Annotated in this window: 22 protein-coding genes; 14 read left to right on the top strand and 8 right to left on the bottom strand. The window is 71.6% G+C overall.

The features are described 5' to 3' along the window. Positions 1 to 671: 671 nt before the first annotated feature. Together J2Z33_RS04300 and J2Z33_RS04295 are read right to left on the bottom strand one after the other, a co-directional pair. The gene (locus tag J2Z33_RS04300; RefSeq protein ID WP_245218523.1) at positions 672 to 2,657 is read right to left on the bottom strand and encodes a potassium transporter Kup; all 1,986 of its coding nucleotides are present in this window, start codon (positions 2,655 to 2,657) and stop codon (positions 672 to 674) included. Between the two features lie 93 nt (positions 2,658 to 2,750). After that, positions 2,751 to 3,383, bottom strand: a complete 633-nt coding sequence (locus J2Z33_RS04295; protein ID WP_209838206.1) for a TetR family transcriptional regulator C-terminal domain-containing protein — start codon at positions 3,381 to 3,383, stop codon at positions 2,751 to 2,753. A 196-nt stretch (positions 3,384 to 3,579) separates the two neighbouring features. On the opposite strand from J2Z33_RS04295, the gene J2Z33_RS04290 reads away from it, so the two are divergent. From J2Z33_RS04290 to hydA, 3 genes are all read left to right on the top strand, one after another. After that, on the top strand, positions 3,580 to 4,830 hold the full coding sequence (locus tag J2Z33_RS04290) for a Zn-dependent hydrolase (RefSeq protein WP_209838204.1): 1,251 nt from the start codon (positions 3,580 to 3,582) through the stop codon (positions 4,828 to 4,830). Between the two features lie 83 nt (positions 4,831 to 4,913). After that, the gene (locus tag J2Z33_RS04285) at positions 4,914 to 5,369 is read left to right on the top strand and encodes a hypothetical protein (RefSeq protein ID WP_209838202.1); all 456 of its coding nucleotides are present in this window, start codon (positions 4,914 to 4,916) and stop codon (positions 5,367 to 5,369) included. 51 nt (positions 5,370 to 5,420) lie between these two features. Then, positions 5,421 to 6,875: a dihydropyrimidinase gene (gene hydA, locus J2Z33_RS04280; protein WP_209838200.1), complete on the top strand. Its 1,455-nt coding sequence runs from the start codon at positions 5,421 to 5,423 to the stop codon at positions 6,873 to 6,875. A gap of 475 nt (positions 6,876 to 7,350) precedes the next feature. On the opposite strand, the gene J2Z33_RS04275 is transcribed toward hydA, so the two are convergent. After that, positions 7,351 to 7,749 (bottom strand): cupin domain-containing protein, encoded by a 399-nt coding sequence (locus J2Z33_RS04275; protein ID WP_209838197.1) that lies wholly within the window; start codon positions 7,747 to 7,749, stop codon positions 7,351 to 7,353. A 29-nt stretch (positions 7,750 to 7,778) separates the two neighbouring features. Between J2Z33_RS04275 and J2Z33_RS04270 the strand changes: the two genes are divergently transcribed. The 7 genes from J2Z33_RS04270 (at position 7,779) to galE (ending at position 15,015) form a co-directional block, all read left to right on the top strand. After that, the gene (locus J2Z33_RS04270) at positions 7,779 to 8,585 is read left to right on the top strand and encodes an ABC transporter ATP-binding protein (RefSeq protein WP_209838195.1); all 807 of its coding nucleotides are present in this window, start codon (positions 7,779 to 7,781) and stop codon (positions 8,583 to 8,585) included. Beyond that, positions 8,582 to 8,917, top strand: coding sequence for a hypothetical protein (locus tag J2Z33_RS04265; protein WP_209838193.1), 336 nt, complete (start codon positions 8,582 to 8,584; stop codon positions 8,915 to 8,917). The genes J2Z33_RS04270 and J2Z33_RS04265 overlap by 4 nt, the downstream gene beginning before the upstream one ends. Then, positions 8,914 to 9,864, top strand: coding sequence for an ABC transporter permease (locus J2Z33_RS04260; RefSeq protein ID WP_209838191.1), 951 nt, complete (start codon positions 8,914 to 8,916; stop codon positions 9,862 to 9,864). The genes J2Z33_RS04265 and J2Z33_RS04260 overlap by 4 nt, the downstream gene beginning before the upstream one ends. Then, positions 9,861 to 10,706 carry an ABC transporter permease gene (locus tag J2Z33_RS04255; RefSeq protein WP_209838189.1) on the top strand — a complete coding sequence of 282 codons (846 nt, stop codon included), beginning with the start codon at positions 9,861 to 9,863 and terminating at the stop codon, positions 10,704 to 10,706. Before J2Z33_RS04260 ends, J2Z33_RS04255 begins: the two co-directional genes overlap by 4 nt. A 23-nt stretch (positions 10,707 to 10,729) precedes the next feature. Further along, positions 10,730 to 11,719, top strand: coding sequence for an ABC transporter substrate-binding protein (locus J2Z33_RS04250; RefSeq protein WP_209838187.1), 990 nt, complete (start codon positions 10,730 to 10,732; stop codon positions 11,717 to 11,719). 108 nt (positions 11,720 to 11,827) lie between these two features. Beyond that, positions 11,828 to 13,834: a hydantoinase/oxoprolinase N-terminal domain-containing protein gene (locus J2Z33_RS04245; protein WP_209838184.1), complete on the top strand. Its 2,007-nt coding sequence runs from the start codon at positions 11,828 to 11,830 to the stop codon at positions 13,832 to 13,834. Between the two features lie 140 nt (positions 13,835 to 13,974). Next, positions 13,975 to 15,015: a UDP-glucose 4-epimerase GalE gene (gene galE, locus J2Z33_RS04240; RefSeq protein ID WP_209838182.1), complete on the top strand. Its 1,041-nt coding sequence runs from the start codon at positions 13,975 to 13,977 to the stop codon at positions 15,013 to 15,015. 11 nt (positions 15,016 to 15,026) lie between these two features. Here galE and J2Z33_RS04235 read toward each other — a convergent pair whose 3' ends face one another. After that, entirely contained in the window at positions 15,027 to 15,884 is an 858-nt protein-coding gene (locus tag J2Z33_RS04235) for a sugar transferase (RefSeq protein WP_342454124.1), read from the bottom strand. A 339-nt stretch (positions 15,885 to 16,223) separates the two neighbouring features. Here J2Z33_RS04235 and J2Z33_RS04230 point away from each other — a divergent pair, with 339 nt between their 5' ends. The 4 genes from J2Z33_RS04230 to J2Z33_RS04215 all read left to right on the top strand — a co-directional run bounded on the left by J2Z33_RS04230 (position 16,224) and on the right by J2Z33_RS04215 (position 20,812). Then, positions 16,224 to 16,586 (top strand): histidine triad nucleotide-binding protein, encoded by a 363-nt coding sequence (locus tag J2Z33_RS04230; protein WP_209838180.1) that lies wholly within the window; start codon positions 16,224 to 16,226, stop codon positions 16,584 to 16,586. Positions 16,587 to 16,691: 105 nt separating this feature from the next. Then, positions 16,692 to 17,054: a zinc-finger domain-containing protein gene (locus J2Z33_RS18935; RefSeq protein ID WP_377109674.1), complete on the top strand. Its 363-nt coding sequence runs from the start codon at positions 16,692 to 16,694 to the stop codon at positions 17,052 to 17,054. Positions 17,055 to 17,069: 15 nt separating this feature from the next. Further along, the gene (gene polA, locus J2Z33_RS04220) at positions 17,070 to 19,877 is read left to right on the top strand and encodes a DNA polymerase I (protein ID WP_209838178.1); all 2,808 of its coding nucleotides are present in this window, start codon (positions 17,070 to 17,072) and stop codon (positions 19,875 to 19,877) included. Between the two features lie 239 nt (positions 19,878 to 20,116). Beyond that, positions 20,117 to 20,812: an endonuclease/exonuclease/phosphatase family protein gene (locus J2Z33_RS04215; RefSeq protein WP_209838177.1), complete on the top strand. Its 696-nt coding sequence runs from the start codon at positions 20,117 to 20,119 to the stop codon at positions 20,810 to 20,812. Positions 20,813 to 21,039: 227 nt separating this feature from the next. Here the strand turns inward: J2Z33_RS04215 and J2Z33_RS18650 are convergent, their stop codons facing one another. The 4 genes from J2Z33_RS18650 to smpB form a co-directional block, all read right to left on the bottom strand. Further along, positions 21,040 to 21,627, bottom strand: a complete 588-nt coding sequence (locus tag J2Z33_RS18650) for a VPLPA-CTERM sorting domain-containing protein (protein ID WP_209838175.1) — start codon at positions 21,625 to 21,627, stop codon at positions 21,040 to 21,042. A 502-nt stretch (positions 21,628 to 22,129) separates the two neighbouring features. After that, positions 22,130 to 22,735, bottom strand: a complete 606-nt coding sequence (locus J2Z33_RS04205; RefSeq protein WP_209838173.1) for a YidB family protein — start codon at positions 22,733 to 22,735, stop codon at positions 22,130 to 22,132. 94 nt (positions 22,736 to 22,829) lie between these two features. Next, positions 22,830 to 23,084 carry a GlsB/YeaQ/YmgE family stress response membrane protein gene (locus J2Z33_RS04200; RefSeq protein ID WP_209838171.1) on the bottom strand — a complete coding sequence of 85 codons (255 nt, stop codon included), beginning with the start codon at positions 23,082 to 23,084 and terminating at the stop codon, positions 22,830 to 22,832. A gap of 221 nt (positions 23,085 to 23,305) precedes the next feature. Continuing rightward, the gene (gene smpB, locus J2Z33_RS04195; protein WP_209838169.1) at positions 23,306 to 23,779 is read right to left on the bottom strand and encodes an SsrA-binding protein SmpB; all 474 of its coding nucleotides are present in this window, start codon (positions 23,777 to 23,779) and stop codon (positions 23,306 to 23,308) included. Positions 23,780 to 23,826 lie beyond the last annotated feature (47 nt).

The raw sequence follows: 23,826 nt of genomic DNA, 5'->3' as shown, positions 1-23,826 counted from the left end.
TCGGGCCGTGGGATGTGACCAGTCATGATGTGAACAGTACTCCTACCCCTTAGGGAAGTGGGAGACCCTGTCCGGTCAGTTCGGGGGCAGCTTCATTCGGAAGCCCCCTTGAGATATTCAAAGCTAGAGAAACACCAAGGCGCGCCGCCCCGTAGGGCGGCGTTCGTCCCGCCGGGTGGCGGGGTGAACCCCGCCCTGCAGGTCCGCCTGCGTAGGGTGCGCTTCAGCGCACCATCGTCGCGCCGGTGGGTGGTGCGCTGAAGCGCACCCTACGCCTGCCCCATCGGAGGGTGTTGCGCGATCTAGGCGGGGGTGTTGCGCGAAGTGCCCCCTGAGCGTTCGTTACTCACACCACCCGTTAACTCCCTCGTGCGATTCTCCCCCACACGACGCCCCAAGGACCGCCTGCGCGACTAGAATACCTCTCGCGCGTTCGGACTCATCCTTGCCGCGGGGGCGCTGCTGATTGAAGGGACGCCATGCGGCCGTCGTCCCCCTGGGAGGAGCCCCGCCCGCGTCGGACGACGCCAGCGCGGCCCCGCAAAGACCCAGCCGCCGCGCGTCGTGCACGCGCCCGCCCACGGCCCCCTCACGGGAGGTCCCGTCACGCCTTCTTCGGCTCCAAATATCCTGGGGTGAGCCGCGCCAGCGGCGAGGGGCGAAGCCCCTTCTCAGATGATGATCTGCTGCCCCAGCTCGATCACCCGGTTCGTCGGGATGCGGTAGAAGTCGGTGGCATTGGCCGCCGACTTGGTCATGGCGATGAACAGCGATTCCTGCCAGCCCGGCAGCCCCTGGGTCTTGGACGGCCGGAAGGTGCGCCGGTTCAGGAAGAACGAGGTGGACATGATGTCGAACTTCTCGCCCTGCTTGCGGGCCAGCGCCAGCGCGCGGGGCACGTTCGTCTCCTCCATGTAGCCGAAGCACAGGTCCACGCGGCTGAACCGCTCGGACAGCCTGATGATCCGCACCCGGTCGGCGTCGGGCACGAAGGGCCGGGTCGCCACGCTCACGCAGACGATGATGTTGCGCTCGTGCAGGACGTGGTTGTGCTTGATGTTGTGCATCAGCGCCGCCGGCGCGATGTCGGGGTCCGAGGTCAGGAAGATCGCCGTCCCCGGCACCTCCTTGAGCCGGCTCGACTTGGCCAGCATCTCGATCAGCGACTCGATGGAGGTGGCTCCGCGCCGCGCCTGCGCCTGGACGTGCCGCGTGCCGCGCACCCATGTGTACATGAGCAGGATCATCGCCACCGACATGAGGATCGGCACCCAGCCGCCATCGGGGATCTTGAGGATGTTGGCGCCCAGGAAGATCGCCTCGATCGCGAGGATGGGCACGATGATCGCCGAGACCAGCGCCGGATTCCAGCGCCAGGCCCGCAGCATGACGAAGGTGGCGAGGATCGTGGTGATGACCATGTCGCCCGTTACCGCGATGCCGTAGGCGGCGGCGAGGTTCGAGGAGGACTCGAAGACCAGGACCAGGATGATGACGCCCACGGCGAGGACGGCGTTCACGCGCGGCAGGTAGATCTGGCCTTCCTGCGATTCGGAGGTGTGCAGGATCTCCAGCCGGGGCAGGAGGCCCATGCGGACCGCCTGCTTGACCATGGAGAAGGCGCCCGAGATCACGGCCTGGCTCGCGATCACGGTGGCGGCGGTGGCGAGGATCACCAGCGGCAGCAGCGCCCAGTCCGGCGCCATCAGGAAGAACGGGTTGCTGGCGGTCTCGGGGTGGGACAGCACCAGCGCGCCCTGCCCCAGATAGGACAGCGTCAGCGCCGGCCAGACCAGCGCCACCCAGGCCACCCGGATCGGCCGCCGCCCGAAGTGGCCGAGGTCGGCATAGAGCGCCTCGGCCCCGGTGACCGACAGGAAGACCGAGCCCAGGACCAGCAGCGAGGCGAGGCCGTTCGCCACCACGAAGCCCGCCGCGTAGCCGGGGTTCAGCGCCCGCAGGATCGACCAGTCGTCGTCGATGTGCATGAGGCCCAGGAGCCCCATGATGAGGAACCACGCCGCCATGATCGGCCCGAACAGCACCGACACCGCCCCGGTGCCCCAGCGCTGCACCACGAAGAGGCCGGTGATGATGGCCAGCGTGATCGGCACGACGTAGGGGGTGAAGGCGGGGGTCACGAGCCGCATCCCCTCGACCGCCGAGAGCACGGACATCGCGGGCGTGATGATCGCGTCGCCGAAGAAGAGCGAGACGCCGACCATCCCGAGGCCCAGGAGCCAGACCGGCCGCCGGTCGAGCGCGCCCTGGACCAGGGCCACCAGCGACAGGGTGCCCCCCTCGCCGCGGTTGTCGGCGCGCAGGATCAGGACGACATACTTGAAGGTGACGATCAGGACGAGCGTCCAGATCAGGAGCGAGATCACCCCGATCACGTCCGCGTCCGTGAGGCCGTCGCGAGAGGCGGCGTGCAGCGACTCGCGCATCGCGTAGAGGGGCGAGGTGCCGATGTCGCCGTAGACGACCCCGATCGCGCCCATTGTGAGGGCGGCGAGGCTTCCGGTGCCGTGCTGGCCGGGGGTGGGCAGGTCCGAGGGCGTGTGGGCCGCCGACAGCGCCTCGCCCATGCTCTGCCCCTCGCCGCGCGGCACGGCGGGGCCGGTGGCCCCCGCGTCAGGTCTGTCGCTGTCGCTCATTGCCATCCCGGGAGCCTGCCGCGCATCCGCGACTGATTATAGCGCGGCTTCGTGCTCTGCAATGCGGCGAAGGTCGGCGGGGTTCCTGGGGGTTCAAGGAGCCAGAAGGCGGCGGAACAGGGTGTCGAGGAACTCCCCGGCCTCGGCGAAGGGATCGTGGCCCTCGCCCAGCACGGCGCGCACCTGCGTCTCGAAGTCGGCGTAGTGCTGTGTCAGCGCCCAGATGGAGAAGACAAGGTGCTTGGACGGCAGCCGCGCGAGCCGCCCTTCGTCCATCCAGCGGTCGAGGAGGGCGGACTTCTCTGCCACAAGTTGCGCCAGATCCCCGCCGAGCACGCCCGAGAGGTGGGGCGCGCCGCGCAGCACCTCGTTGGCGAAGAGCCGGCTCTCGCGCGGGAAGTCGCGCGCGAGGTCCAGCTTGCGGCGCACGTAGGCCAGCACCTCCTCCACCGGCTCGCCCTCCGGGTCCAGTGCGCGCAGGGGGGCGAGCCAGGCGTCGAGGAGGTTCTCGAGGAGGGCCAGGTGCACGGCCTCCTTGGAGGGGAAGTAGTAGAGGAGGTTCGGCTTGGAGAGCTTCGCCTCGCGCGCGATCCGGTCCAGCGTCGCGCCCGAGAAGCCGAGCGAGGAGAACACCGCGAGCCCCGCCTCGAGGATGGCGGCGCGATTCCGTTCCTGGATGCGGGTGCGGCCGGCGGGCGGTCGCGCGGATTCCGGGGTGCCGTCCATCGATATCCTGCCTTTGAGCGATCCGCTGGCATCCGCCCAACCAAGTGCCCGGTTTCCAAGCAGATGCCCGGCCTCCGCGCAAGAACCTTGACTGGGGTTCCGCCTTTGCTAGCGTGCCTTTGACCGATTGGTCAAATAGAGGCCGACCGGGGCGGCCGTTCCGCCCGGAAAGGTCCAAGGACAGGGAGACCGCGTCATGCCCGCCACTAGGGCCAACCTGAGGATCTCGGGCCAACGGCTGTGGGGCAGCCTCATGGAGATGGCGAAGGTCGGGCCGGGCGTCGCCGGTGGCAACAACCGCCAGACCCTGACCGACGCCGACGCCGAGGGGCGACGGCTGTTCCAGCGCTGGTGCGAGGCGGCCGACTGCACCATGGGCCTCGACACCATGGGCAACATGTTCGCCCGGCGCGAGGGCGCGGAGCCGGGGCTCGACCCGGTCTACATGGGCTCGCACCTCGACACCCAGCCCACCGGCGGGAAGTACGACGGGGTGCTGGGGGTGCTGGGCGGGCTGGAGGTGCTGCGGACGCTGAACGACGCCGGGATCACGACGCGGCGGCCCATCGTCCTGACCAACTGGACCAACGAGGAAGGGACGCGCTTCGCCCCCGCCATGCTGGCTTCGGGCGTCTTCGCGGGGCTGCACACGCAGGACTACGCCTATGACCGCGTGGACGCCGACGGCAAGCGGTTCGGGGACGAGTTGAGCCGCATCGGCTTCGTCGGGGACGAGCCGGTGGGGAGCCGCAGGATCCACGCCATGTTCGAGCTGCACATCGAGCAGGGGCCGATCCTCGAGGCCGAGGGCAAGGAGATCGGCGTCGTCACCCACGGGCAGGGGCTCTGGTGGCTGGAGGTGCGGCTGACCGGGCGCGAGGCGCACACGGGATCGACGCCGATGGCGATGCGGGTCAATGCGGGCCTTGGCATGGCGCGGATCATGGAACTCGTGCACCGCGTCGCCATGGACCACCAGCCCGACGCCGTCGGCGCGGTGGGGCAGGCGAATGTCTGGCCGAACTCGCGCAACGTGATCCCCGGCCGGGCGGTGTTCACCATCGACATCCGCTCGCCCGAGCAGGCCAAGCTCGACTCCATGCGCGCGGTCATCGAGGCCGAGGCGCCGAGGATCGCGGCCGAGCTGGGACTTGGAATCGAGATCGAGCCGGTGGGGCACTTCGACCCCGTGACCTTCGATGCAGGCCTCGCCGACAGCGTGCGGCGGGCGGCGGACGCGCTCGGCTACTCCCGCCGCGACATCGTGTCGGGGGCGGGGCACGACGCCTGCTGGATCAACCGCGTCGCGCCGACCGTGATGATTATGTGCCCCTGCAAGGACGGCCTGTCCCACAACGAGGCGGAGGAGATCACCCAGGACGGGGCCGCCAAGGGCACGGACGTGCTCCTTCATGCGGTCCTTGAGGCGGCCGAGGTCGTGGCTTGAACGGCGGAAAATCATGCTCTGGTGCCTCCCGCTCGGGACGGGGCCGCGCTAGGCTCGGCCCTGACCCAGCCTGCGGAGCCCCGATGAAACGCCTGCCCCTGCTTCTCCTGCCCCTGCTCGCCGCCTGCGCGGCTCCCGCGCCCGAGGGGGGGAGCCTTCCCGGCGGTCTCGGCGGCATCTTCGCCCGCCCCGAGGCCGAGCCCGAGGCTCCGCCGCCCTTGCCGCCGCAGGTCGTGGCCGCCCTGCCGCCCGGCGTGCCGCAGTCGGTCGTCGTGCGGAACGGCGACGGCTGCTATCTCGTCTCGGTCGAGGTGACGGTGCCGCCCTCGGGCTACCCGCTTGAGGATGCCGCCGGGAACCCGGTCTGCGACGGCACGCCGGTCGCTACGGTGGCCCCGCCCGTCACCCCGCCCGTCACCCCGACCGTCACCCCGCCCGTGCCGCTGGACGGGGGCGGCCTCGGCCCCGACACCGCGCCGCCGCTGGTGCCGGGCAACATCACGCCGCCCGCGCCGATCGCGCCGCCGAACCCGGCCTGACCGGGACACCAAGAACAGGCCCCAAGGCCAAGACCAGGGAGACAGGAACGCATGGCCAGCACAGTCATCAAGGGCGGCACGGTCGTCACGCATGACCTCACCTATCCGGCCGATGTCCTGATCGAGGGCGGGCGCATCGCTGGCATCGGCCCTGGCCTCAAGGGCGACGAGGTGCTCGACGCCACGGGCTGCTACGTCATGCCCGGCGGCATCGACCCGCACACGCACCTGGAGATGCCCTTCATGGGCACCTATTCGAGCGATGACTTCGAGAGCGGCACCCGCGCCGCGCTGGCGGGCGGGACCACGATGGTCGTGGACTTCGTGCTGCCGGGGCAGGGTCAGCCGCTGCTCGACGGGCTTCGGATGTGGCACAACAAGGCGGGCCGCGCGACCTGCGACTATTCCTTCCACATGGCCGTGACCTGGTGGGGGGAGCAGGTCTGGAACGACATGCCCGCCGTGATCGGCCAGGGGATCACCACCTTCAAGCACTTCATGGCCTACAAGGGCGCGCTGATGGTGAACGACGACGAGATGTTCGCGTCGTTCCGCCGGCTGGGCGAGCTGGGGGGCACGGCCTTGGTCCACGCCGAGAACGGCGACGTGGTGGCCGAGCTGCAGCGCAAGCTGCTGGAGGAAGGCAACACCGGACCCGAGGCGCACGCCTATTCCCGGCCGCCCCAAGTCGAGGGGGAGGCCACCAACCGCGCCATCATGATCGCTGACATGGCGGGGGTGCCTCTCTATGTCGTGCACGTGTCCTGCGAGGAGGCGCACGAGGCCATCCGCCGCGCCCGCCAACAGGGCAAGCGGGTCTGGGGCGAGCCGCTGATCCAGCACCTGACGCTCGATGATAGCGAGTATCGCCACCCGGACTGGGATCACGCCGCGCGACGGGTCATGTCGCCGCCGTTCCGGGACAAGCGGCATCAGGATTCGCTCTGGGCCGGGCTGCAATCCGGGTCGCTGTCCGTCGTGGCCACCGACCATTGCGCCTTCACGACCGCGCAGAAGCGGTTCGGCCTGGGGGACTTCACCAAGATCCCGAACGGGACGGGGGGCCTGGAGGACCGTATGCCGATGCTCTGGACGCACGGCGTCGCGACGGGGCGGCTGACGCCGAACGAGTTCGTCGCGGTGACGAGCACCAACATCGCCAAGATTTTGGGATGCTACCCGCGCAAGGGCGCGGTGCGCGTCGGCGCGGACGCCGACCTGATCGTCCTGGACCCCGAGAAGTCCAAGACGATCACCGCCGGGGCGCAGCAGTCGGCCATCGACTACAACGTGTTCGAGGGGCAGGAGGTGAAGGGCCTGCCGCGCTTCACGCTGACGCGCGGCTACGTCGCCGTGCATGACGGCGAGATCCGTGCCCGCGAGGGGCATGGCGAGTTCGTGGCGCGCGAGGCGAATACGCCCGTCAACCGGGCGCTGAGCACCTGGAAGGAGCTGACCGCGCCGCGTCCCGTGACGCGGACCGGCGTCCCGGCGAGCGGGGTCTGAGGGAATGAGGTCGAGACGGCGCAGCGGCGAGGTCGTCCGGCTCGCGCCGTTCGTGAGGTCGGGGGCCGCGCGCGGAGCGGTGGTGGTGAGGCCCCCGGTCGGGAGCGTGGTCGTCGCGTCGGTCTGCATCGGTCCGTCCTCCCGTTCGTTGGCGGCCCTCCGGCCTGTGGTTGCGTTGGTGGTGCGGGCGCGTGGTTCTGGGTCCTGGCCGTCCCGCCCGCCTTCTGGCGGGGGGCGCCCGATGATCCGCGTCGGTCCTGGGGACGGACGGCGCGGGCCGCGCGGGCGGGCCGGGTCTGCGTTGAGGTTGAGGGTGGAAGCAGCCGGGGCCGCCGGGGTTCGATCCGAAGGGATCGGCCCGCGCGAGTCGGGTCGAGACCTTCGGAACCGGGCGCGCGATTCGGCCCGGCTTGCGTCCTTTCTAGCAGGCGGGCGTTGCGATTCGGTTAACGGCGCGGGGCCTGGCGAAGAAAAGTCATGCGACCAGCGATTCCAGATCGGGCAGGAGGACGACGCTCTCCTGCTCGTGCGGGTCGGTGCGGGCGATGACGGCGACGGCGGGCTCTGGGCCGGGGTTCCAGGGGAGGTGCGGCATGTCGGCGGGGATGTAGAGCATCTCACCCGCCGCGATCTCCATGACGTTCTCCAGCCGGTCGCCCCAGGCCATCATGGTGACGCCCGACAGGACATAGATGGCGGTCTCGTGGGTGGCGTGCTTGTGGGCGTGGGCGCGGCCGCCCGGCGGGATCGTCAGGAGCATCATGCAGATGGCCCGCGATCCCATGCTCTCGCGCGAGATGCCCTCGACGTAGTCGAAGCCCTGCTTGCCCGCGTAGGCCGTCGCGCCGGGCCGTATCTTCTGGCATGAGGTCATTGGTCATGTCCCCCGATGGAAGCGCCCAGATGGCGAACGCCGCCAGTCTCTCACGAACCGCCGGCCCCGTCATCGAGGCGCAAGGCGTCAACCTCGTCTTCCAGACCGCCGACGGGCCGGTGCAGGCGCTGAGGGACGTGTCCCTGTCGGTCGCCAAGGGCGAGTTCGTGTCGTTCATCGGACCATCGGGCTGCGGCAAGACCACGCTGCTGCGCTGCGTGGCGGCGCTGGAGACGCCCAGCTCGGGGCGGCTGACGGTGAACGGGATGGACCCGGACGCGGCGCGGAAGGCGCGGGCCTACGGCTACGTGTTCCAGGCGGCGGGGCTTTACCCGTGGCGGACCATCGCCGGGAACATCCGCCTGCCACTGGAGATCATGGGGTTCCCGAGGGCGGAGCAGGACGCGCGGGTGGACCGGGTGCTGCGGCTCGTGGACCTCGCGGGGTTCGGGCGGAAATATCCCTGGCAATTGTCGGGCGGGATGCAGCAGCGGGCGTCGATCGCCCGCGCGCTGGCGTTCGACGCCGACATCCTGCTGATGGACGAGCCCTTCGGCGCCTTGGACGAGATCGTGCGGGACCGGCTGAACGAGGAGCTTCTGGGGCTTTGGGCGCGGACGGGGAAGACGACGCTGTTCGTGACGCACTCGATCCCCGAGGCGGTGTATCTGAGCACCAAGATCGTCGTCATGTCGCCGCGACCGGGGCGGATCACGGACATCATCGATTCGCCGCTGCCGAGGGAGCGTCCCCTGGACATCCGCGAGAGTCCCGAGTTCCTGGCCGTCGCCCACCGGGTGCGCGAGGGGCTGCGGGCGGGGCACATCGAGGTATGAGCGCGGGGTCGCTTCTCTGGCTGGGCGGGGCCATGGTCGTCTTCGTCCTCGCCAACGCGGTGCTGCGGACCTACGCGGCCTCGTCCCATCTGCCGACGCTGCTGGGGGCTTTGGCGCTGTTCTGCGTCGGCAACGTCATGATGGTCCGGCTGATGCGCGAGGGGGGGCTGGCGCTCGCCATCTCCATCTCCTCGGTGGCGCAGCTCGTTCTCATCTCGATCTTGGCCTTCACCTGGTTCGGGGAGCGGCCCTCCGGGCTCCAGCTTGCCGGGATGGCGCTGGGGGTCGTGGCGGTCGTGCTGATCGCTTGGCCGCAGGAGGTACGGGCATGAGGCGGTCGGTGCTTCCCGTGCTGTGGGTGGTGCTGGCGATCCTGGTGGTCTGGTATGTCGCGGCCATCCCCATGAACGTCCGCGAGGTGCTGACGCAGGCCGAGCGCGGCGGCGCGCAGGTCTGGGGCGGCACGGCGGCCGAGCGGCAGGAGCGGTCGGCGTTGGCTCTGGTCGCGCGCAACCCTGGCGTCGCGATGGCGGGCTGGTCGCAGGAGCGGCCGCGCCTGCCCGTGCCGCATCAGGTGGCGGTCGAGCTGTGGCAAAGCACGGTCGGCGAGGAGGTCTTCGGACGGCGCGGGTTCGTGCAGACGGGCGAGTTCTCGAACCGCTCGCTGATTACCCATGCCGGGATCACGCTGGGGGCGACGGTGGTGGGGTTCCTGATCGGGACGGCGGCGGGGGTGCTGCTGGCCATCGGGATCGTCCACAACCGGGCCATGGACATGAGCGTGATGCCCTGGGCGGTCATCAGCCAGACGGTGCCCATCGTTGCGCTGGCGCCGATGATCGTCGTGGTGCTGAACTCGGTCGGGGTGCAGGGGCTGCTGCCGAAGGCGGTGATCTCGGCGTATCTCTCGTTCTTCCCGGTGGTGGTGGGCATGGTGAAGGGGCTGCGCGCGCCGGACCGGATGCAGCTCGATCAGATGCACACCTGGAACGCGGGGACGGGGGACACCTTGCGGAAGCTGCGGCTGCCGGCGTCGGTGCCCTACCTGTTCGCGTCGCTGAAGGTCGCCATCGCGGCGGCGCTGGTGGGGACCATCGTGGGCGAGCTGCCGGTGCAGCGCGGGGGCCTGGGCGCGCGGATGCTGGCGGGGAGCTATTACGGCCAGACGGTGCAGATCTGGGCGGCGCTCCTCATGGCGGCGGTGCTGGCGGCGGGGCTCGTGGGACTGGTGGGCTGGCTGGAGCGGCGGACGCTGCGGGCGATGGGAGGGGCGGCATGACGCTGGTGCTGCTGGCGGTCGCCGTCTGGGTCGGGGGCTGGGCGCTGAACGGCTGGCTGACGCGCGGGGGCCGGGAGCGGCTGCGCGCGGTGCGGGTCGCGGTGCCGCTGATCTTCGGGGCGACGATCCTGCTGTGCTGGGAGCTGCTGGTGCGGGGGCTGGACGTGCCGCCGGCGATCCTGCCACCGCCGAGCCGGATCGGCGCGACCTTCGCGGGGAACCTGCCGGTCCTGTGGGGCGATTTCGTGCAGACGATCCTGAAGGGGGCGTTCTCGGGGCTGGCGATCGGGGTCGCGGCGGCGCTGGCGGTGGCGGTGCTGGTGGACCGCTTCGACGCGCTGCGGCGGGGGCTTCTGCCGGTGGGGAGCTTCATGGCGGCGCTGCCCATCATCGGGGTCGCGCCGATCATGGTGATGTGGTTCGGCTTCGGCTGGCAGTCCAAGGCGGCGGTCGTCGTGCTGATGGTGTTCTTCCCCATGCTGGTGAACGCGGTGGCGGGGCTTGCGGACACGACCCAGATGCAGCGCGACCTGATGCGGACCTATGGCGCGGGCTACTGGGCGACGCTGGGAAAGCTGCGGGTGCCGGCCGCGCTGCCCTTCGTGTTCAACGGGCTCAAGATCGCGGCGACGCTGGCGATGATCGGGGCGATCGTGGCCGAGTTCTTCGGCTCGCCCACCCAGGGGATCGGCTTCCGCATATCGACCGCGAACGGGGCGCTGCAACTGGATATGGTGTGGGCGGCGATCCTTGTGGGGGCCCTTGCGGGCAGCGCCGTCTACGGCATCATCACGCTTGTCGAGCGGGGGGCGACCTTCTGGCACCCCTCGCAGCGGACCTGAAGAAAACCAACAGGGGAACCACCATGAAGAAACTGCTTCTCGCCACGGCGCTGGGCGCGCTCGGGGCTCCGGTCGTCGCGCAGGACGCCGTGACGCTGCAACTGAAATGGGTCACGCAGGCCCAGTTCGCGGGCTACTACGTGGCCCTGGATCAGGGGTTCTACGGGGAGGAGAACCTCGACGTCACCATCCTGCCGGGCGGGCCGGACATCGCGCCGACGCAGGTGATCGCCGGGGGCGGGGCCGACGTGGTGGTGGACTGGATGCCGAGCGCGCTGGCCGCGCGCGAGGCCGGCGTGCCGCTGGTGAACATCGCGCAGCCGTTCCAGGCCTCGGGGATGCAGCTCACCTGCTGGGCGGATTCGGGGATCGCGGCGCCGGCCGACTTCGCGAACCATACGCTGGGCGTCTGGTTCTCGGGGAACGAGTATCCGTTCCTGTCGTGGATGTCGCAGCTCGGGTTGCAGACGGACGGCAAGGACGCGGATGGGGTCGAGGTGCTGAAGCAGGGCTTCAACGTCGATCCGCTGATCCAGCGGCAGGCGGACTGCATCTCGACCATGACCTACAACGAATACTGGCAGGTCATCGACGCCGGCGTGACGCCCGAGGAGCTGGTGAACTTCAAGTACGAGGACCAGGGCGTCGCCACCCTGGAGGACGGTCTTTACGTGCTGGAGGAGAGCCTCGCGGACCCGGCCTTCGTGGACCGGATGGCCCGCTTCGTGCGCGCCTCGATGCGCGGCTGGCAATGGGCCGAGGAGAACCCCGAGGAGGCGGCCCAGATCGTCCTCGACAACGACGAGACCGGCGCCCAGACCATCGAGCACCAGACCCGCATGATGGGCGAGGTCGCCAAGCTCATCGGCGATTCCACCGGCGCTCTCGATCCCGCCGCCTACGAGCGGACGGTGGCGACGCTGATGGCCGGCGGCTCGGCCCCGGTCATCAACGCGGTGCCCGAGGGGGCCTGGACCACCGCCGTCACCGACGTGGCGCTGGCCGCCCAGTGACGCCCTGATCCGTGGCGCGGGCGCGGGGGACCCCCTCGCGCCCGTTCCCTTTGCGGGCCTGCCCCTCAACTTGGCCCAAATACGCATCTTCCTTCCTTGGGAACCCCCATGCCCGTCCTCCTCGGCGTCGATACCGGCGGCACCTACACCGACGCCGTCCTGCTGGACGAGGGTGAAACCCGCGTCCTCGCCAAGGCCAAGGCGCTGACCACCCGGCCCGACCTGTCCATCGGCGTGGGCGCGGCCATCGACGCGGTGCTGGCGCGGGCGGGGATCGCGCCGTCCGAGGTGGCGATGGTCGCGCTCTCCACCACGCTCGCCACCAACGCGCTGGTGGAGGGGCAGGGGGGTCGCGTGGCGCTGGTCGCCATCGGCTTCGACGAGGCCGACCTCGGGCGCGACGGGTTGCCCGAGGCGCTGCGCGGCGACCCGGTGATCCGCCTGCCCGGCGGCCACGACCACGCCGGGGCCGAGGTGGCCCCGCTCGATCTTCCGGCGCTGGAGGCGGGGCTGCGGACGCTCCCCGTGGGGCTGACCGGCCTTGCCGTCGCCGCCCGCTTCGCCACCCGCAACCCCTCGCACGAGGCTGCCGCCCGCGACCTCGCGCGCCGCGTCACCGGCCTGCCCGTCACCTGCTCGCACGAGCTGTCGTCCGCCCTGGGCGGCCCGCGCCGGGCGCTGACGGCCGTGCTGAACGCCCGGCTGATCGGCCTCATCGACCGGCTGGTGGCGGCCTGCGAGGGGCACCTGCGCGCGCGCGGCATCCCCGCGCCGCTGATGGTGGTGCGCGGCGACGGCGCGCTGATGGCCGCAGCGGTCGCCCACGAGAAGCCCATCGAGACGATCCTGTCCGGCCCCGCGGCCTCGGTCGCCGGGGCGGCGTGGCTGGCGCGCGAGCCGCTGGCGCTGGTGTCCGACATCGGCGGCACCACCACCGACGTCTGCGTCCTGACGGACGGCCGCCCCCGGATCGACCCCGAGGGCGCGCGCGTCGGCCCCTGGCGCACCATGGTCGAGGCCGTCGCGATGCGGACCTGGGGCCTGGGCGGCGACAGCGAGGTGCACCTGCTCCCTGGCCTGGACGGCGAGCTTCACCTTGGCCCGCGCCGCGTCGTCCCCGTGTCGCTCCTCGCCCGCGACCATGGCGAGCTGGTCCACCGCGCGCTGGACGACGCCCTGTCGCGGGAGCGGGCGGAGGAGGAGGCCGGGCGCTTCGTCCTGCCGCTCTGGCAAGGTGGCCCGCCGCCGGGGCTCGACGCGCGCGAATCCGTCGTCGCCGCCCGTCTCGCGCATGGCCCGCTTCCCTTTGCCAAGGCCGTCCTCGCCCGGACCGAAGGGGCGGCGCTGAACCGGCTCGTCGGGCGCGGGCTCGCAATGATCTCGGCGGCGACGCCCACCGACGCCGCCCATGTCGCGGGGCTGCAATCCGACTTCGACCGCGACGCGGCCGAGAAGGCGCTCGCGGTCCTCGCGCGCCGCCGCACCGGCGGAGGCGACCGGCTCGCCCCCGATGCCGCCGCGCTGGCCCGCGCCATCCTCGACCGCCTCGCCCACCAGACCGCGCTGGCGCTGCTGGAGGCCGCCTTCGCCGAGGATTCCCGCTCCTGGCCCGACCCGGAGGCGCTGGCGCGGCATCCGCTCGCCCAGGCGGGGCTGGACGGGCACGAGGGGCTGGTCCGGGCACGGCTGTCGCTGGGCGTCCCCGTCGTGGCGCTCGGGGCCTCGGCCCGCACGCACTACCCCGCCGTCGGCGCCCGGCTCAGCGCGCGCGTCGTCCTGCCCGAGCACGCCGAGGTCGCCAACGCCGTGGGGGCCGTGGTGGGCCGCGTGGCCCTGTCGGTCGAGGGCACGGTCACCAGCCCCGCCCCCGGCACGGTCGTCGCGCACCTCCCCGATGGCCCCCGCCGCTTCGCCGACCCGGATGCGGCGCTGGCCGCGCTGGCCGAGGCGCTGGAAGCCGAGGCGACGGCCCGCGCCCGCGCTGCCGGGGCGGGGGAGGTGGAGCTGCGCCACGCGCTCGACCGCCGCGAGGCCGAGGCCGAGGGCCAGCGGGTCTTCGTGGAGGCCCGCCTGCGCGTCACCGCGCAGGGCCGCGCCCGGCTCGCGCGCGAGTAACGGCCTTGCCCCTGGCCTTTCTTTGGCTCCAAATATCCCGGGGTGAGGCCCGAAGGGCCGAGGGGCGGAGCCCCTGTCGCTGTCGGAACCAAGCCCCCCGTCCGGCCGCTATGCCGGCACACACAACGCATGAGGGACAGATGCGCGTTCTCGTGACCGGCGGCGCCGGCTACATCGGCAGCCACACCCTGGTCGAGCTCCTGGGCCAGGGCCACGAGGCGCTGGTGGTGGACAGCTTCGCCAACAGCAGCCCCCGGGCGCTCGACCGCGTGCGCGAGCTGACCAACGGCTTCTTCGAGTCCGAGGAATGCGACATCCGCGACACCGCGCGCCTGACCGCCGCCGCGACCCGCTTCCGGCCCGACGCGGTGATCCACTTCGCCGGCCTCAAGTCGGTGGGCGAGAGCGCGCGGCGCGCGACCGACTACTACGACGTGAACGTCGCCGGGACCGTCTCGCTCCTCAAGGCGATGGAGGCGGCGGGGACGGCGCGGATCATCTTCTCCTCCTCGGCCACCGTCTACGGCGAGCCTCGCTACCTGCCCTTCGACGAGGACCACCCGATCGGGCCGACCAACGTCTACGGCCAGACCAAGGTCATCGCCGAGCGGATGCTGACAGACTGGGCCGCCGCCGACGCAGGGCGGGCGGCGATCCTGCTGCGCTACTTCAACCCGGTCGGGGCGCACGCCTCGGGCCGGATGGGCGAGGACCCGCGCGGCGTGCCCGAGAACCTGATGCCCTTCATGGCCCAGGTGGCGGCAGGGCGGCGCGACGCGCTGCGGATCTGGGGGAACGACTATCCGACGCCGGACGGGACGGGCGTGCGCGACTACATCCACGTGGCCGACCTCGCCCGCGCCCATGTCGCGGCGCTGGCCCGCGCCGAGGCGGCCTCGGGCGCGGAGGCCTACAACATCGGCACCGGCCAGGGCGTGTCGGTCAAGGAGATGCTGGCGGCCTTCGAGCGCGCGGTGGGCCGCCCCTTGCCCGCCGAGGTGCATCCCCGCCGTCCCGGCGACGTGGCCGAGATGCGGGCCGATTGCGGGCGGGCCAACCGCGTCCTGGGCTGGCGGGCGGAGTGCGACGTGGACGACATGGTGCGAAGCCTGTGGGCCTGGCAGTCGGCCAATCCCTGGGGCTACGAGGCCCCGCGCGAGGCGGCTCCGGCGGCGCCCTGACGGGCGCCCCCCTACTCGGCCGGATGGGGGGAGATCGGCACGGGCGCGGGCTGCGGGGCCGCCATGCCGGCGGGCAGGCCCGACGCGACCTTGGCGGTCACGACCTGCTGCGGCATGGGGAACTGGTTGCGGTGATGCACCCGCCAGAAGGGCTTGGTCGCCGTCTCGGCCACCAGGGCGAGGTCGAGCCACAGGCTGCGGCGCTGCTGGTAGATCAGGTCGAGCCGCGCCTTGCGGGGGATGCAGCGGCGGCGGTAGACGGCCTCGGTCTCGCGGTGGGTCCGGCAGGAGGCCAGCAGCCGCTCCTCGTGCTGGTGGAATCGCAGGGTCGCGAGGCCGGTCACGCCCGGGCGGCTCTGGAGCACCGGCGTGTAGATCTCGGGAAAGGCCTCGACGTAGGAGCGCATGGGCGGGCGGGGGCCGACGAGGCTCATCTCGCCCTTGAGGACGTTGATGAGCTGCGGCAGCTCGTCCGCGCGGGTGCGCCGCAGGAGCTGGTGCAACGGCGAGATCGAGGCCGCCTTGTCGCCGCCCGTCACCCCGCCCACCGCGTCGGCGCCGACCCGCATGGTGCGGAACTTGATCTGGCGGAACGAACGGTCCGGGGAGCACATGCGTTCCCCCAGGTAGAAGACGGGCCGCCCCTCGGCCAGCAGCAGCACCAGCGCGGTCAGCAGCAGCACGGGCCAGAGGATCGCCAGGAGCAGGAACGACAGCATGATGTCGAACAGCCGCTTGCCCAGCGGCATCGGCGGCAGCGCCGCCCGGGAGCGACGCGCGGCGCGTCCCGTCCCGAGGGGGCGGAGAGGCAGGCCGGGCGCCGGGCCCGGGCCTTCGCAGGATGACGCGGTGGGATCGATGTTCGTCATGGAATCTGCTTAGAATCTTCACGCGATCGGGATCAAGCCGCAGATGGGGCAGGCCGCCATCGAAGGGCCCTGTGTCGTCAAGGGCGTCCGACCGGGCGACCCACGACAAAATCAAGGCCAAACCATGGCTTGTGTCGAGTCCGCCCCGCCGGGAGCCCCAGGGTCCGTGGCGGGAGGGCCACAGGTGGGCGCCAATGCGCCGGGCGCCGCCCGTCCGGGCCCCGTCCGCGCGCCGGGCCGCCGCGGCCGCGCGCCGCCCCTGGCGCCGGGCGCGGCGGTGGGACAGGATGCGCCCCGGAGGGCCGCGCCACGGCCCTGTTCGGCTTGAGGAGATGCCCCGTGGCCTTCGACTACGACCCCGGCAACGTCTTCGCCCGCATCCTGCGCGGCGAGATCCCGGCCAAGACGGTCTTCGAGAACGAGCACGCGCTCGCCTTCCACGACGTGCGGCCGCAGGCGCCCGTGCACGTCCTCGTGATCCCGAAGGGGCCCTATGCCAGCCTCGACCACTTCGCCGCCGAGGCGACGGCGGTGGAGCAGGCCGGGTTCCTCGCCGCCGTGGCCGAGGTCTGCCGGATGGAGGGGCTGGAGCCCGGCTTCCGCGCCATCGCCAACACCCGCGAGGCGGGGGGGCAGGAGGTGCCGCACTTCCACATCCACATCCTGGGCGGACGGCCGCTGGGCCCCATGCTGTCGCGCTAGGGCGTGGCGGGTCGCGGCGCTGTCCGGAGCGCCGCACTTTCCTCGCCCTCCGGGCTGGGCTAAGACCGGCCCGAGCGCCGCACAGCCCGAGGGGGACCGCTTCCCATGACCCAGATCATGATCCGCCGCACGGACCATCCCGCGCCCGACGGGCTGCCGCCGCCGGAGGTGAAGGTCGTCACCGCCTGGCGCGTGTCCTGCGACGGCGGGCAGGGCGCGCTGGGGCATCCCCGCGTCTGGTATACGATCCCGCGCGAGCAGGGGTTCATCGACTGCGGCTATTGCGACGCCCGCTTCGTCCACGCCGAGTCGGAGGCGCAGCACGCCCATCCGGCGACGCCGGGCCTCGCCGACCATGCCCAGCCCGCCGACCTGGAGGGGACCGTGCGCGGCAAGCAGCCGGGCGCGGGGACGGACGGCGCGCGGAAGGGCAACGACGGCGGCTCGGGCCAGCATCACGGCAACTGACGGGGGGCGGGGCGCATGGCGTTCGGCAAAGGGTGCCACCTGCACCTGATCGACGGCTCGGCCTTCATCTTCCGGGCCTACCATGCGCTGCCGCCGCTCACGCGGAAGTCCGACGGCTTGCCGGTGGGCGCCGTCGCGGGCTTCTGCAACATGCTGCTGCGCTACATCGAGACCAACACCGGCGCGGACGCGGCGACCCATGTCGCGGTGATCTTCGACTTCTCCTCCAAGTCGTTCCGCAACGAGATGTATGGCGACTACAAGGCCCACCGGCCGCCGCCGCCCGAGGAGCTGGTGCCGCAGTTCCCGCTGACGCGGGAGGCGACGCGCGCCTTCGGGGTCAGCTGCCACGAGATCGAGGGCTTCGAGGCCGACGACATCATCGCCACGCTGACCTGCCAGGCGCGGGACGCGGGCGGGCGCGTGACCATCGTCAGCTCGGACAAGGACCTGATGCAGCTCGTGGGCGGCGGGGTCGAGATGCTCGACCCCATGAAGAACAAGCGCATCGACCGCGAGGGGGTCTTCGAGAAGTTCGGCGTCTATCCCGAGCGGGTGGTGGACGTGCAGGCGCTGATGGGCGACGCCGTGGACAACGTGCCGGGCGCACCGGGGATCGGGGCCAAGACCGCCGCCCAACTGATTCAGGAGTATGGCGACCTCGACACGCTGCTGGCGCGCGCGCCCGAGATCAAGCAGGCCAAGCGGCGGCAGACGCTCATCGACTACGCCGATCAGGTGCGGCTGTCGCGGGACCTCGTGCGGCTCCATTGCGACATGCCGCTCGACTTCGACCTCGATTCGCTGGAGGTGCGGGAGCCCGACGCGGCGACGATCCTCGACTTCCTGGGACGGATGGAGTTCCGCAGCCTGTCGAAGAAGGTGGCGCAGCGGCTGGGCGTGGACGCGCCGGCGGTGCCGGAGGATTCGGGCCAGATGGCGCGCGAGCTGCCCGCGCCCGAGGAGACGGCGCTGCCGCCCATCGACCGCGCCGCCTACGAGACGGTGCGGACGCGGGAGCAGTTGGACCAGTGGATCGCCCGCATCCGCGAGGCGGGGCGGGTGGCGGTGGACACCGAGACCACCTCGCTCAACGAGATGGTGGCGGAGCTGGCGGGCATCTGCCTCGCCACCGCGCCGGGCGTCGCCTGCTACATCCCGGTCGGGCACAAGTCCTCGCCCACCGCCGACCTGTTCGGCGGCGACCAGTTGGCCGAGGGGCAGTTGCCCTTGCAGGAGGTCCTGGACGCGCTGAAGCCGGTGCTTGAGGCGGACGACATCCTCAAGATCGGGCAGAACATCAAGTACGACTGGAAGGTGCTCGCCCGCCACGGGATCGAGATCCGGCCGCACGACGACACCATGCTGCTGAGCTATGCGCTCCACGGGGGCCTGCACAACCACGGCATGGACGAGCTGAGCGAGCGCTACCTCGGCCACGTGCCCATCCCGATCAAGGAACTGATCGGGAGCGGCAAGAGCATGGTGACGTTCGACCGCGTGCCGATCGACCGCGCGACGCCCTATGCCGCCGAGGACGCGGACGTGACCCTGCGGCTGTGGACCGTGCTGCGGCCGCGGCTGCACCGGGTCGGCGTGACGACCGTCTACGAGACGCTGGAGCGGCCGATGGTGCCCGTCCTCGCCCATATGGAGATGGCGGGGGTCAAGGTGGACCGCGACACGCTGTCCCGCATGTCCGGGGCCTTCGCGCAGAAGATGGCGCAACTGGAGGCCGAGGTGCAGGAGATGGCGGGGCGGCCGTTCAACCTCGGGAGCCCCAAGCAGCTCGGGGAACTGCTGTTCGACGAGATGAAGCTGCCGGGCGGGGTCAAGGGCAAGACCGGGGCCTATGGGACGGACGTGAACGTGCTGGAGGACCTCGCGACCGAGCATCCGCTGCCCGGCCGGGTGCTGGACTGGCGTCAGGTCAGCAAGCTGAAGAGCACCTACACGGACGCGCTCCAGAACGCGATCAACCCGGAGACAGGGCGCGTCCATACGAGCTATTCCATCGCGGGCGCGAACACCGGGCGGCTGGCGTCCACCGATCCGAACCTCCAGAACATCCCCGTCCGCACCGAGGAGGGCCGCCGCATCCGCGAGGCCTTCGTCGCGGAGCCCGGCAAGGTGCTGGTGTCGCTGGACTATTCCCAGATCGAGCTGCGGCTGCTGGCGCACATGGCGGACCTGCCGGAGATGAAGGCCGCCTTCCGCGAGGGGCGGGACATCCACGCGATCACGGCGTCCGAGATGTTCGGGGTGCCGCTGGACCAGATGACGCCCGAGCTGCGGCGGCGGGCGAAGGCGATCAACTTCGGGATCATCTACGGGATCTCGGGGTTCGGGCTGGCGCGCAACCTCCGCATCCCGAAGGACGAGGCGCAGCGGTTCATCGACGCCTACTTCGTCAAGTTCCCCGGCATCAAGGCCTTCATGGACAGCGTGATCCAGGGGGCGAAGCGCGACGGCTTCGTGCGGACCCTGTTCGGGCGGAAGATCCACACGCCCGAGATCAACGCCAAGGGGCCCGGCGCGGCCTTTGCCCGCCGCGCCGCGATCAACGCGCCGATCCAGGGGACGGCGGCCGACATCATCCGCCGCGCGATGATCCGCATGGAGCCGGCCATCGCGGGGCTGCCCGTGCGGATGCTGCTCCAGGTCCACGACGAACTGCTGTTCGAGGTGGAGCAGGGGGCCGAGGACGCGCTGATCGAGCGGGCGCGCGCCGTGATGGTCGCGGCGCCCGATCCGGCGGTGCGGCTGTCGGTGCCGCTGGAAGTCGAGGCGGGACGCGGGCGCACCTGGGCCGACGCGCACTAGGCGGGCCAGCGCGGGGGCGTGGCTGGGGGCCGGGGCGGTCGTCGGGTCGTCTGCGCGCATGGAATCACCTCCTTTCGTCGTGGAGGTCCTTTATACGCGAGGGTTGGGGGGTGTTGCGCGAATCGGGGGGTGAGCGTTCGGTGGCAACGGTTTGTTAACCTGGGGCGAGGTTCCGCCTCGGGGCTGCGCGGGTCAAGGTGAGGGGTAACCCACCCTACGCCGGTCAGGACGCCCGCCCGATGAAGATCACGACGCTCAACCTCTGGCACGGCGGCTCCCGCCGGATCGACGCCTTGGCGGAGTGGCTGGTCGGGACGGGCAGCGATGCGATCATCTGCTCGGAGGTGCATCGCGGCCCGACGGGGGACCGGCTCCGCGCGCGTCTGGCCGAGGCGGGCTATCGGCGGTGCTTCGTGCCCGAGGTGCCGCCTAAGACCAACACCGTGGCGCTGTTCGCCCGCGAGGAGGCCGAGGCCGTGCCGCTGGCCCTGCCCGAGGGCGAGGAGCATCGGGCCGTGGCCGCGCGCGTGGCCGGGGTCACCCTTGTCGGCGTCTACTTCGCGCAACTGAAGGCGAAGCGACCGATGTTCTTGTGGCTTCTCGGTCGGCCCCCGGAGCTGTCCGGGCCGACGCTCGTCATGGGGGACTTCAACACCGGGCGGCATCGCCTGGACGAGGCGGGGGCGACCTTCCAATGCGCGGCCGAGTTCGGGCGCCTGGGGGAGGCCGGCTGGGTCGATGCGTGGCGACTCCTCCATGGGGAGGCACGGGAGTTCTCGTGGTATTCGACGGCGGGGAACGGGTTCCGCCTGGATCATGCCTTCGTGTCGGCGGACCTCGTGGAGCGGGTCTCGGCGGCCGATTACGACCATTCGACCCGCGCCGGCCTGAGCGACCATTCGGCGCTGAGGCTGGACCTCCGTTCGACGGCGTAGGGGGTGTGGGTTCTGGGGGAGCCGGGGTTCGCGCACCATCCGGCCGCCGAGGTCCAGCGGTGCGTGAACCTTCGCGGGACGCGAAGGACCACGCACCTTGCGGGGCGGCAAGCCATGTTGGGCGCGATTCCCTGCGTCCTGCGCGCCGGGATGGTGGGGTGGAACCCCACCCTACGCTGGACCGGTCCCGTGATGGCCGTCCGGGTCGGGCCGTTCCGCGCGTCGGGTCAGGCCGCGCGCTTGCGGCGCAGCGCGCCGGCGCCGGCCAGCGCGCCCATCAGCAGGAGGCCCGAGGCGGGGAGCGGCACCGGGGCGGGGGCGGCGGGGCCCTCGTCGGTGATCGTCACGTCGTCGAGGCCCAGGTAGGCGTTGTAGTCCTCGGGCACGTCGGCCGCGTCGAAGGTGAAGGTCAGGGTCGTGATGGCGGAGCTGGCCACGACGGTCGCGGTGGTCTCGATCCAGCGGGGGATGTCGGACACCTCTCCGGCCACGTCGCCGAAGGCGTAGAGGATCGGCACGTCGCCCCACCAGGAGTTGAAGGACCAGAACGACAAGGCGTAGGCGTGGCCGGCGGTGGTGGCGAAGCTCTGGCTCAGGGTGGCGCCGGCGCCGGCGTAGAGGCCCGCGCCGAGGTTGGCCGAGCCGTCCGGGCCGGAGTCGACCTCGGCGCCGATCCAGGTGTCCCCCCAGGCCGTCGCGGTCCAGCCGGTCAGGCCGTCCTCGAAGTCGCCGTTGACGAGGAGGGGGGCGACGGGGGTCGCGCCGGCGGTGGTGGCGGCCAGCAGGGCGGCGGTGGCGAGAAGGGTCTTGAGCATGGGGCGAATCCTCGATGGCGGCGGTCCCGAGGGGCGGGATCGCGCGGGACAGGCGTCCCGGATCGTGGCGGAAGTGAGGCGGCATCAAGGAGGATCGGTGGAGTCGGATGGGGGAGCGGCGCGCGGGGAGGGGGGCCCTGGACCCGCGCGGCGGGAGGGCTCGCGTTGTGAGGCGGGGGGCCGGGCGGAGCAGGCCGCAGGGGGCGTGGGTCCCGGCGGGGACGGGGTTCACGCGCCCTCGTCGATCGCGAGGGGAGGGCGGTGCGTGAACCTTCGCGGGACGCGAAGAACCGCGCTCCCTGCGGGGCGAGGACCCTGCACTCCATGAAGGCTGGACGCACGCCCCTATGGGATGAGGGGGCAGGGCGCAGGATGCGGTTCGGCGCAGCGGGTGGGGGCGGGCGAGGATGGTGCGCTGACGCGCATCCCACGCGGATCACCCGCCGCGTTCATGTCCTTGGTGGGGAGGGGGCGGAGATCGTGGCGGTCCGCCCTCGTCCGGTCAGGACAGGTCCCGGTCGGGAAGGCGGCCGTCGGGAGTGTATTGGTCGATGGCGTCGGGAAGCTCACGCGAGAGGCGGGACAACAGCTCCTCGCGCGAGAGGCCGGTCGCCTCCTGGAGGTCCTCCAGCGTCTCGGGGCCGATGGCGGCCTCGAGGTCGTGGGGCTCGATGCGCTCGTTGGGGCCGGTGTTCACCCAGGAGTCCATCACCTGGCCCCGTCCGGTCTGGCGGAAGCGCTCGTTCATCTCCTGGAGGCCGCCGCCGAGGAGGCCGCCCAGGCCCGCGCCGCCCGCCGCGCCGCTGGCCCCGCCCATGAGGCCGCCGAGGAGGCGGTCGAGGCCGCCGCCGCCGGCGCCGCCCTGCGCGCCGCCGCCCATGAGGCCGCCGAGCATCCCGCCCAGGCCGCCGGCGCCGCCGCCCAGGCCAGCCTGGCGGCCCATCCCGTCGCCGCCGCCCATGGCCCCGCCCAGGCCGCCGCCGCCTGTGCCGCCTCCTGCGCCGCCCCGACTGTTCAGCATCTCGGAGATCTTGTCGCGGTTCTGGTAGCCTGCGACGGCGAGAAGCCCCAGAAGGGCCGTCATCGAGGGAAAGCCGCTGCGTGCCATGGATGAACTCCTCGGAATGGGCGCGGGGCGCGGCCCCGCGTGGGGGATGGGCGCGGGGCGCAGGCCCCGCCTGGGCGGTAGGCGCGGGACGGGATCAGGCGCGGCGGCGTTGCAGCGCGCCCCAGACCAGGAGGACGATGACGGCGCCGACGACCGAGCCGATCAGGCCCGCGCCCTCGCCGGGGGCATACCAGCCCAGCGCCTGCCCGAGCCACGTCGCCACGAAGGCACCGACGATGCCGAGGATCGCGGTCAGGATGAAGCCCGAGGGCTCGTTGCGCCCCGGCGTGAGCAGCTTGGCGATGATGCCGGCGACGAAGCCGATGACGATGGTCCAGATGAAACCCATTCCGCTCCCCTGCGTTGGTTGATCGTGGCCCGGTCGGCCCGCAGCCGGCGCGGGAGGCGCGGCGGCAGGCTTTCAATGTGGCAGCGGGCGCTTGGTTCCCTGACGCAGCGTAAATTCCGGCGAGGCGGCGCTTCCGACGGGCGGCGGGACGGCTCCGCGCGCCCACCGGGGGCGGGGCTGGTGGGTGCCTTCGCGTCGCGCCTCCGGACGCGGAGGGGCGGTCAGTAGCCCTGCTTCAGCAGCCGGCCCTTCTGGCGGTTCCAGTCGCGCTCGGCCTCGGTGGCGCGCTTGTCGTGGAGCTTCTTGCCCTTGGCGATGCCGAGCTTGAGCTTCACGCGGCCCTTGTCGTCGAAGTACATCGACAGGGGGACGATGGTCATCCCTTCACGCGCGGTGGCGGACCAGAGGCGGGCGAGTTCCTTGCGCTTGACGAGGAGCTTGCGGCGGCGGCGCTCCTCGTGGCCCCAGGTCTTGGCGGGGTCGTAGGGGGCGATGTAGGCGTTGGTGAGCCAGAGCTCGCCGTTCTCGACGCTCGCGTAGCTTTCGGCGATGTTCGACTGGCCGGTGCGGAGCGACTTGACCTCGGAGCCCATGAGGATGATCCCCGCCTCCAGGTCGTCCTCGATGGCGTAGTCGTACCGCGCGCGGCGGTTCTCGGCGATGAGCTTGCGGTTGGGGTTCTTCTGGTCGGCCATGATCCGACCGACATAAGGTCGCCGGGCCCGGAAGTCCACGAGGAGGC

Source organism: Rubellimicrobium aerolatum, assembly GCF_017872975.1.
GTDB lineage: Bacteria > Pseudomonadota > Alphaproteobacteria > Rhodobacterales > Rhodobacteraceae > Rubellimicrobium > Rubellimicrobium aerolatum.
This window is presented reverse-complemented; position numbering and strand designations above follow the sequence as displayed.

Coding starts and splice junctions, on each gene's coding strand:
- J2Z33_RS04300 (WP_245218523.1), bottom strand. CDS start 2,657: ATGAGCGACAGCGACAGACCTGACGCGGGGGCCACCGGCCCCGCCGTG.
- J2Z33_RS04295 (WP_209838206.1), bottom strand. CDS start 3,383: ATGGACGGCACCCCGGAATCCGCGCGACCGCCCGCCGGCCGCACCCGC.
- J2Z33_RS04290 (WP_209838204.1), top strand. CDS start 3,580: ATGCCCGCCACTAGGGCCAACCTGAGGATCTCGGGCCAACGGCTGTGG.
- J2Z33_RS04285 (WP_209838202.1), top strand. CDS start 4,914: ATGAAACGCCTGCCCCTGCTTCTCCTGCCCCTGCTCGCCGCCTGCGCG.
- hydA (WP_209838200.1), top strand. CDS start 5,421: ATGGCCAGCACAGTCATCAAGGGCGGCACGGTCGTCACGCATGACCTC.
- J2Z33_RS04275 (WP_209838197.1), bottom strand. CDS start 7,749: ATGACCTCATGCCAGAAGATACGGCCCGGCGCGACGGCCTACGCGGGC.
- J2Z33_RS04270 (WP_209838195.1), top strand. CDS start 7,779: ATGGCGAACGCCGCCAGTCTCTCACGAACCGCCGGCCCCGTCATCGAG.
- J2Z33_RS04265 (WP_209838193.1), top strand. CDS start 8,582: ATGAGCGCGGGGTCGCTTCTCTGGCTGGGCGGGGCCATGGTCGTCTTC.
- J2Z33_RS04260 (WP_209838191.1), top strand. CDS start 8,914: ATGAGGCGGTCGGTGCTTCCCGTGCTGTGGGTGGTGCTGGCGATCCTG.
- J2Z33_RS04255 (WP_209838189.1), top strand. CDS start 9,861: ATGACGCTGGTGCTGCTGGCGGTCGCCGTCTGGGTCGGGGGCTGGGCG.
- J2Z33_RS04250 (WP_209838187.1), top strand. CDS start 10,730: ATGAAGAAACTGCTTCTCGCCACGGCGCTGGGCGCGCTCGGGGCTCCG.
- J2Z33_RS04245 (WP_209838184.1), top strand. CDS start 11,828: ATGCCCGTCCTCCTCGGCGTCGATACCGGCGGCACCTACACCGACGCC.
- galE (WP_209838182.1), top strand. CDS start 13,975: ATGCGCGTTCTCGTGACCGGCGGCGCCGGCTACATCGGCAGCCACACC.
- J2Z33_RS04235 (WP_342454124.1), bottom strand. CDS start 15,884: ATGACGAACATCGATCCCACCGCGTCATCCTGCGAAGGCCCGGGCCCG.
- J2Z33_RS18935 (WP_377109674.1), top strand. CDS start 16,692: ATGACCCAGATCATGATCCGCCGCACGGACCATCCCGCGCCCGACGGG.
- polA (WP_209838178.1), top strand. CDS start 17,070: ATGGCGTTCGGCAAAGGGTGCCACCTGCACCTGATCGACGGCTCGGCC.
- J2Z33_RS04215 (WP_209838177.1), top strand. CDS start 20,117: ATGAAGATCACGACGCTCAACCTCTGGCACGGCGGCTCCCGCCGGATC.
- J2Z33_RS18650 (WP_209838175.1), bottom strand. CDS start 21,627: ATGCTCAAGACCCTTCTCGCCACCGCCGCCCTGCTGGCCGCCACCACC.
- J2Z33_RS04205 (WP_209838173.1), bottom strand. CDS start 22,735: ATGGCACGCAGCGGCTTTCCCTCGATGACGGCCCTTCTGGGGCTTCTC.
- J2Z33_RS04200 (WP_209838171.1), bottom strand. CDS start 23,084: ATGGGTTTCATCTGGACCATCGTCATCGGCTTCGTCGCCGGCATCATC.
- smpB (WP_209838169.1), bottom strand. CDS start 23,779: ATGGCCGACCAGAAGAACCCCAACCGCAAGCTCATCGCCGAGAACCGC.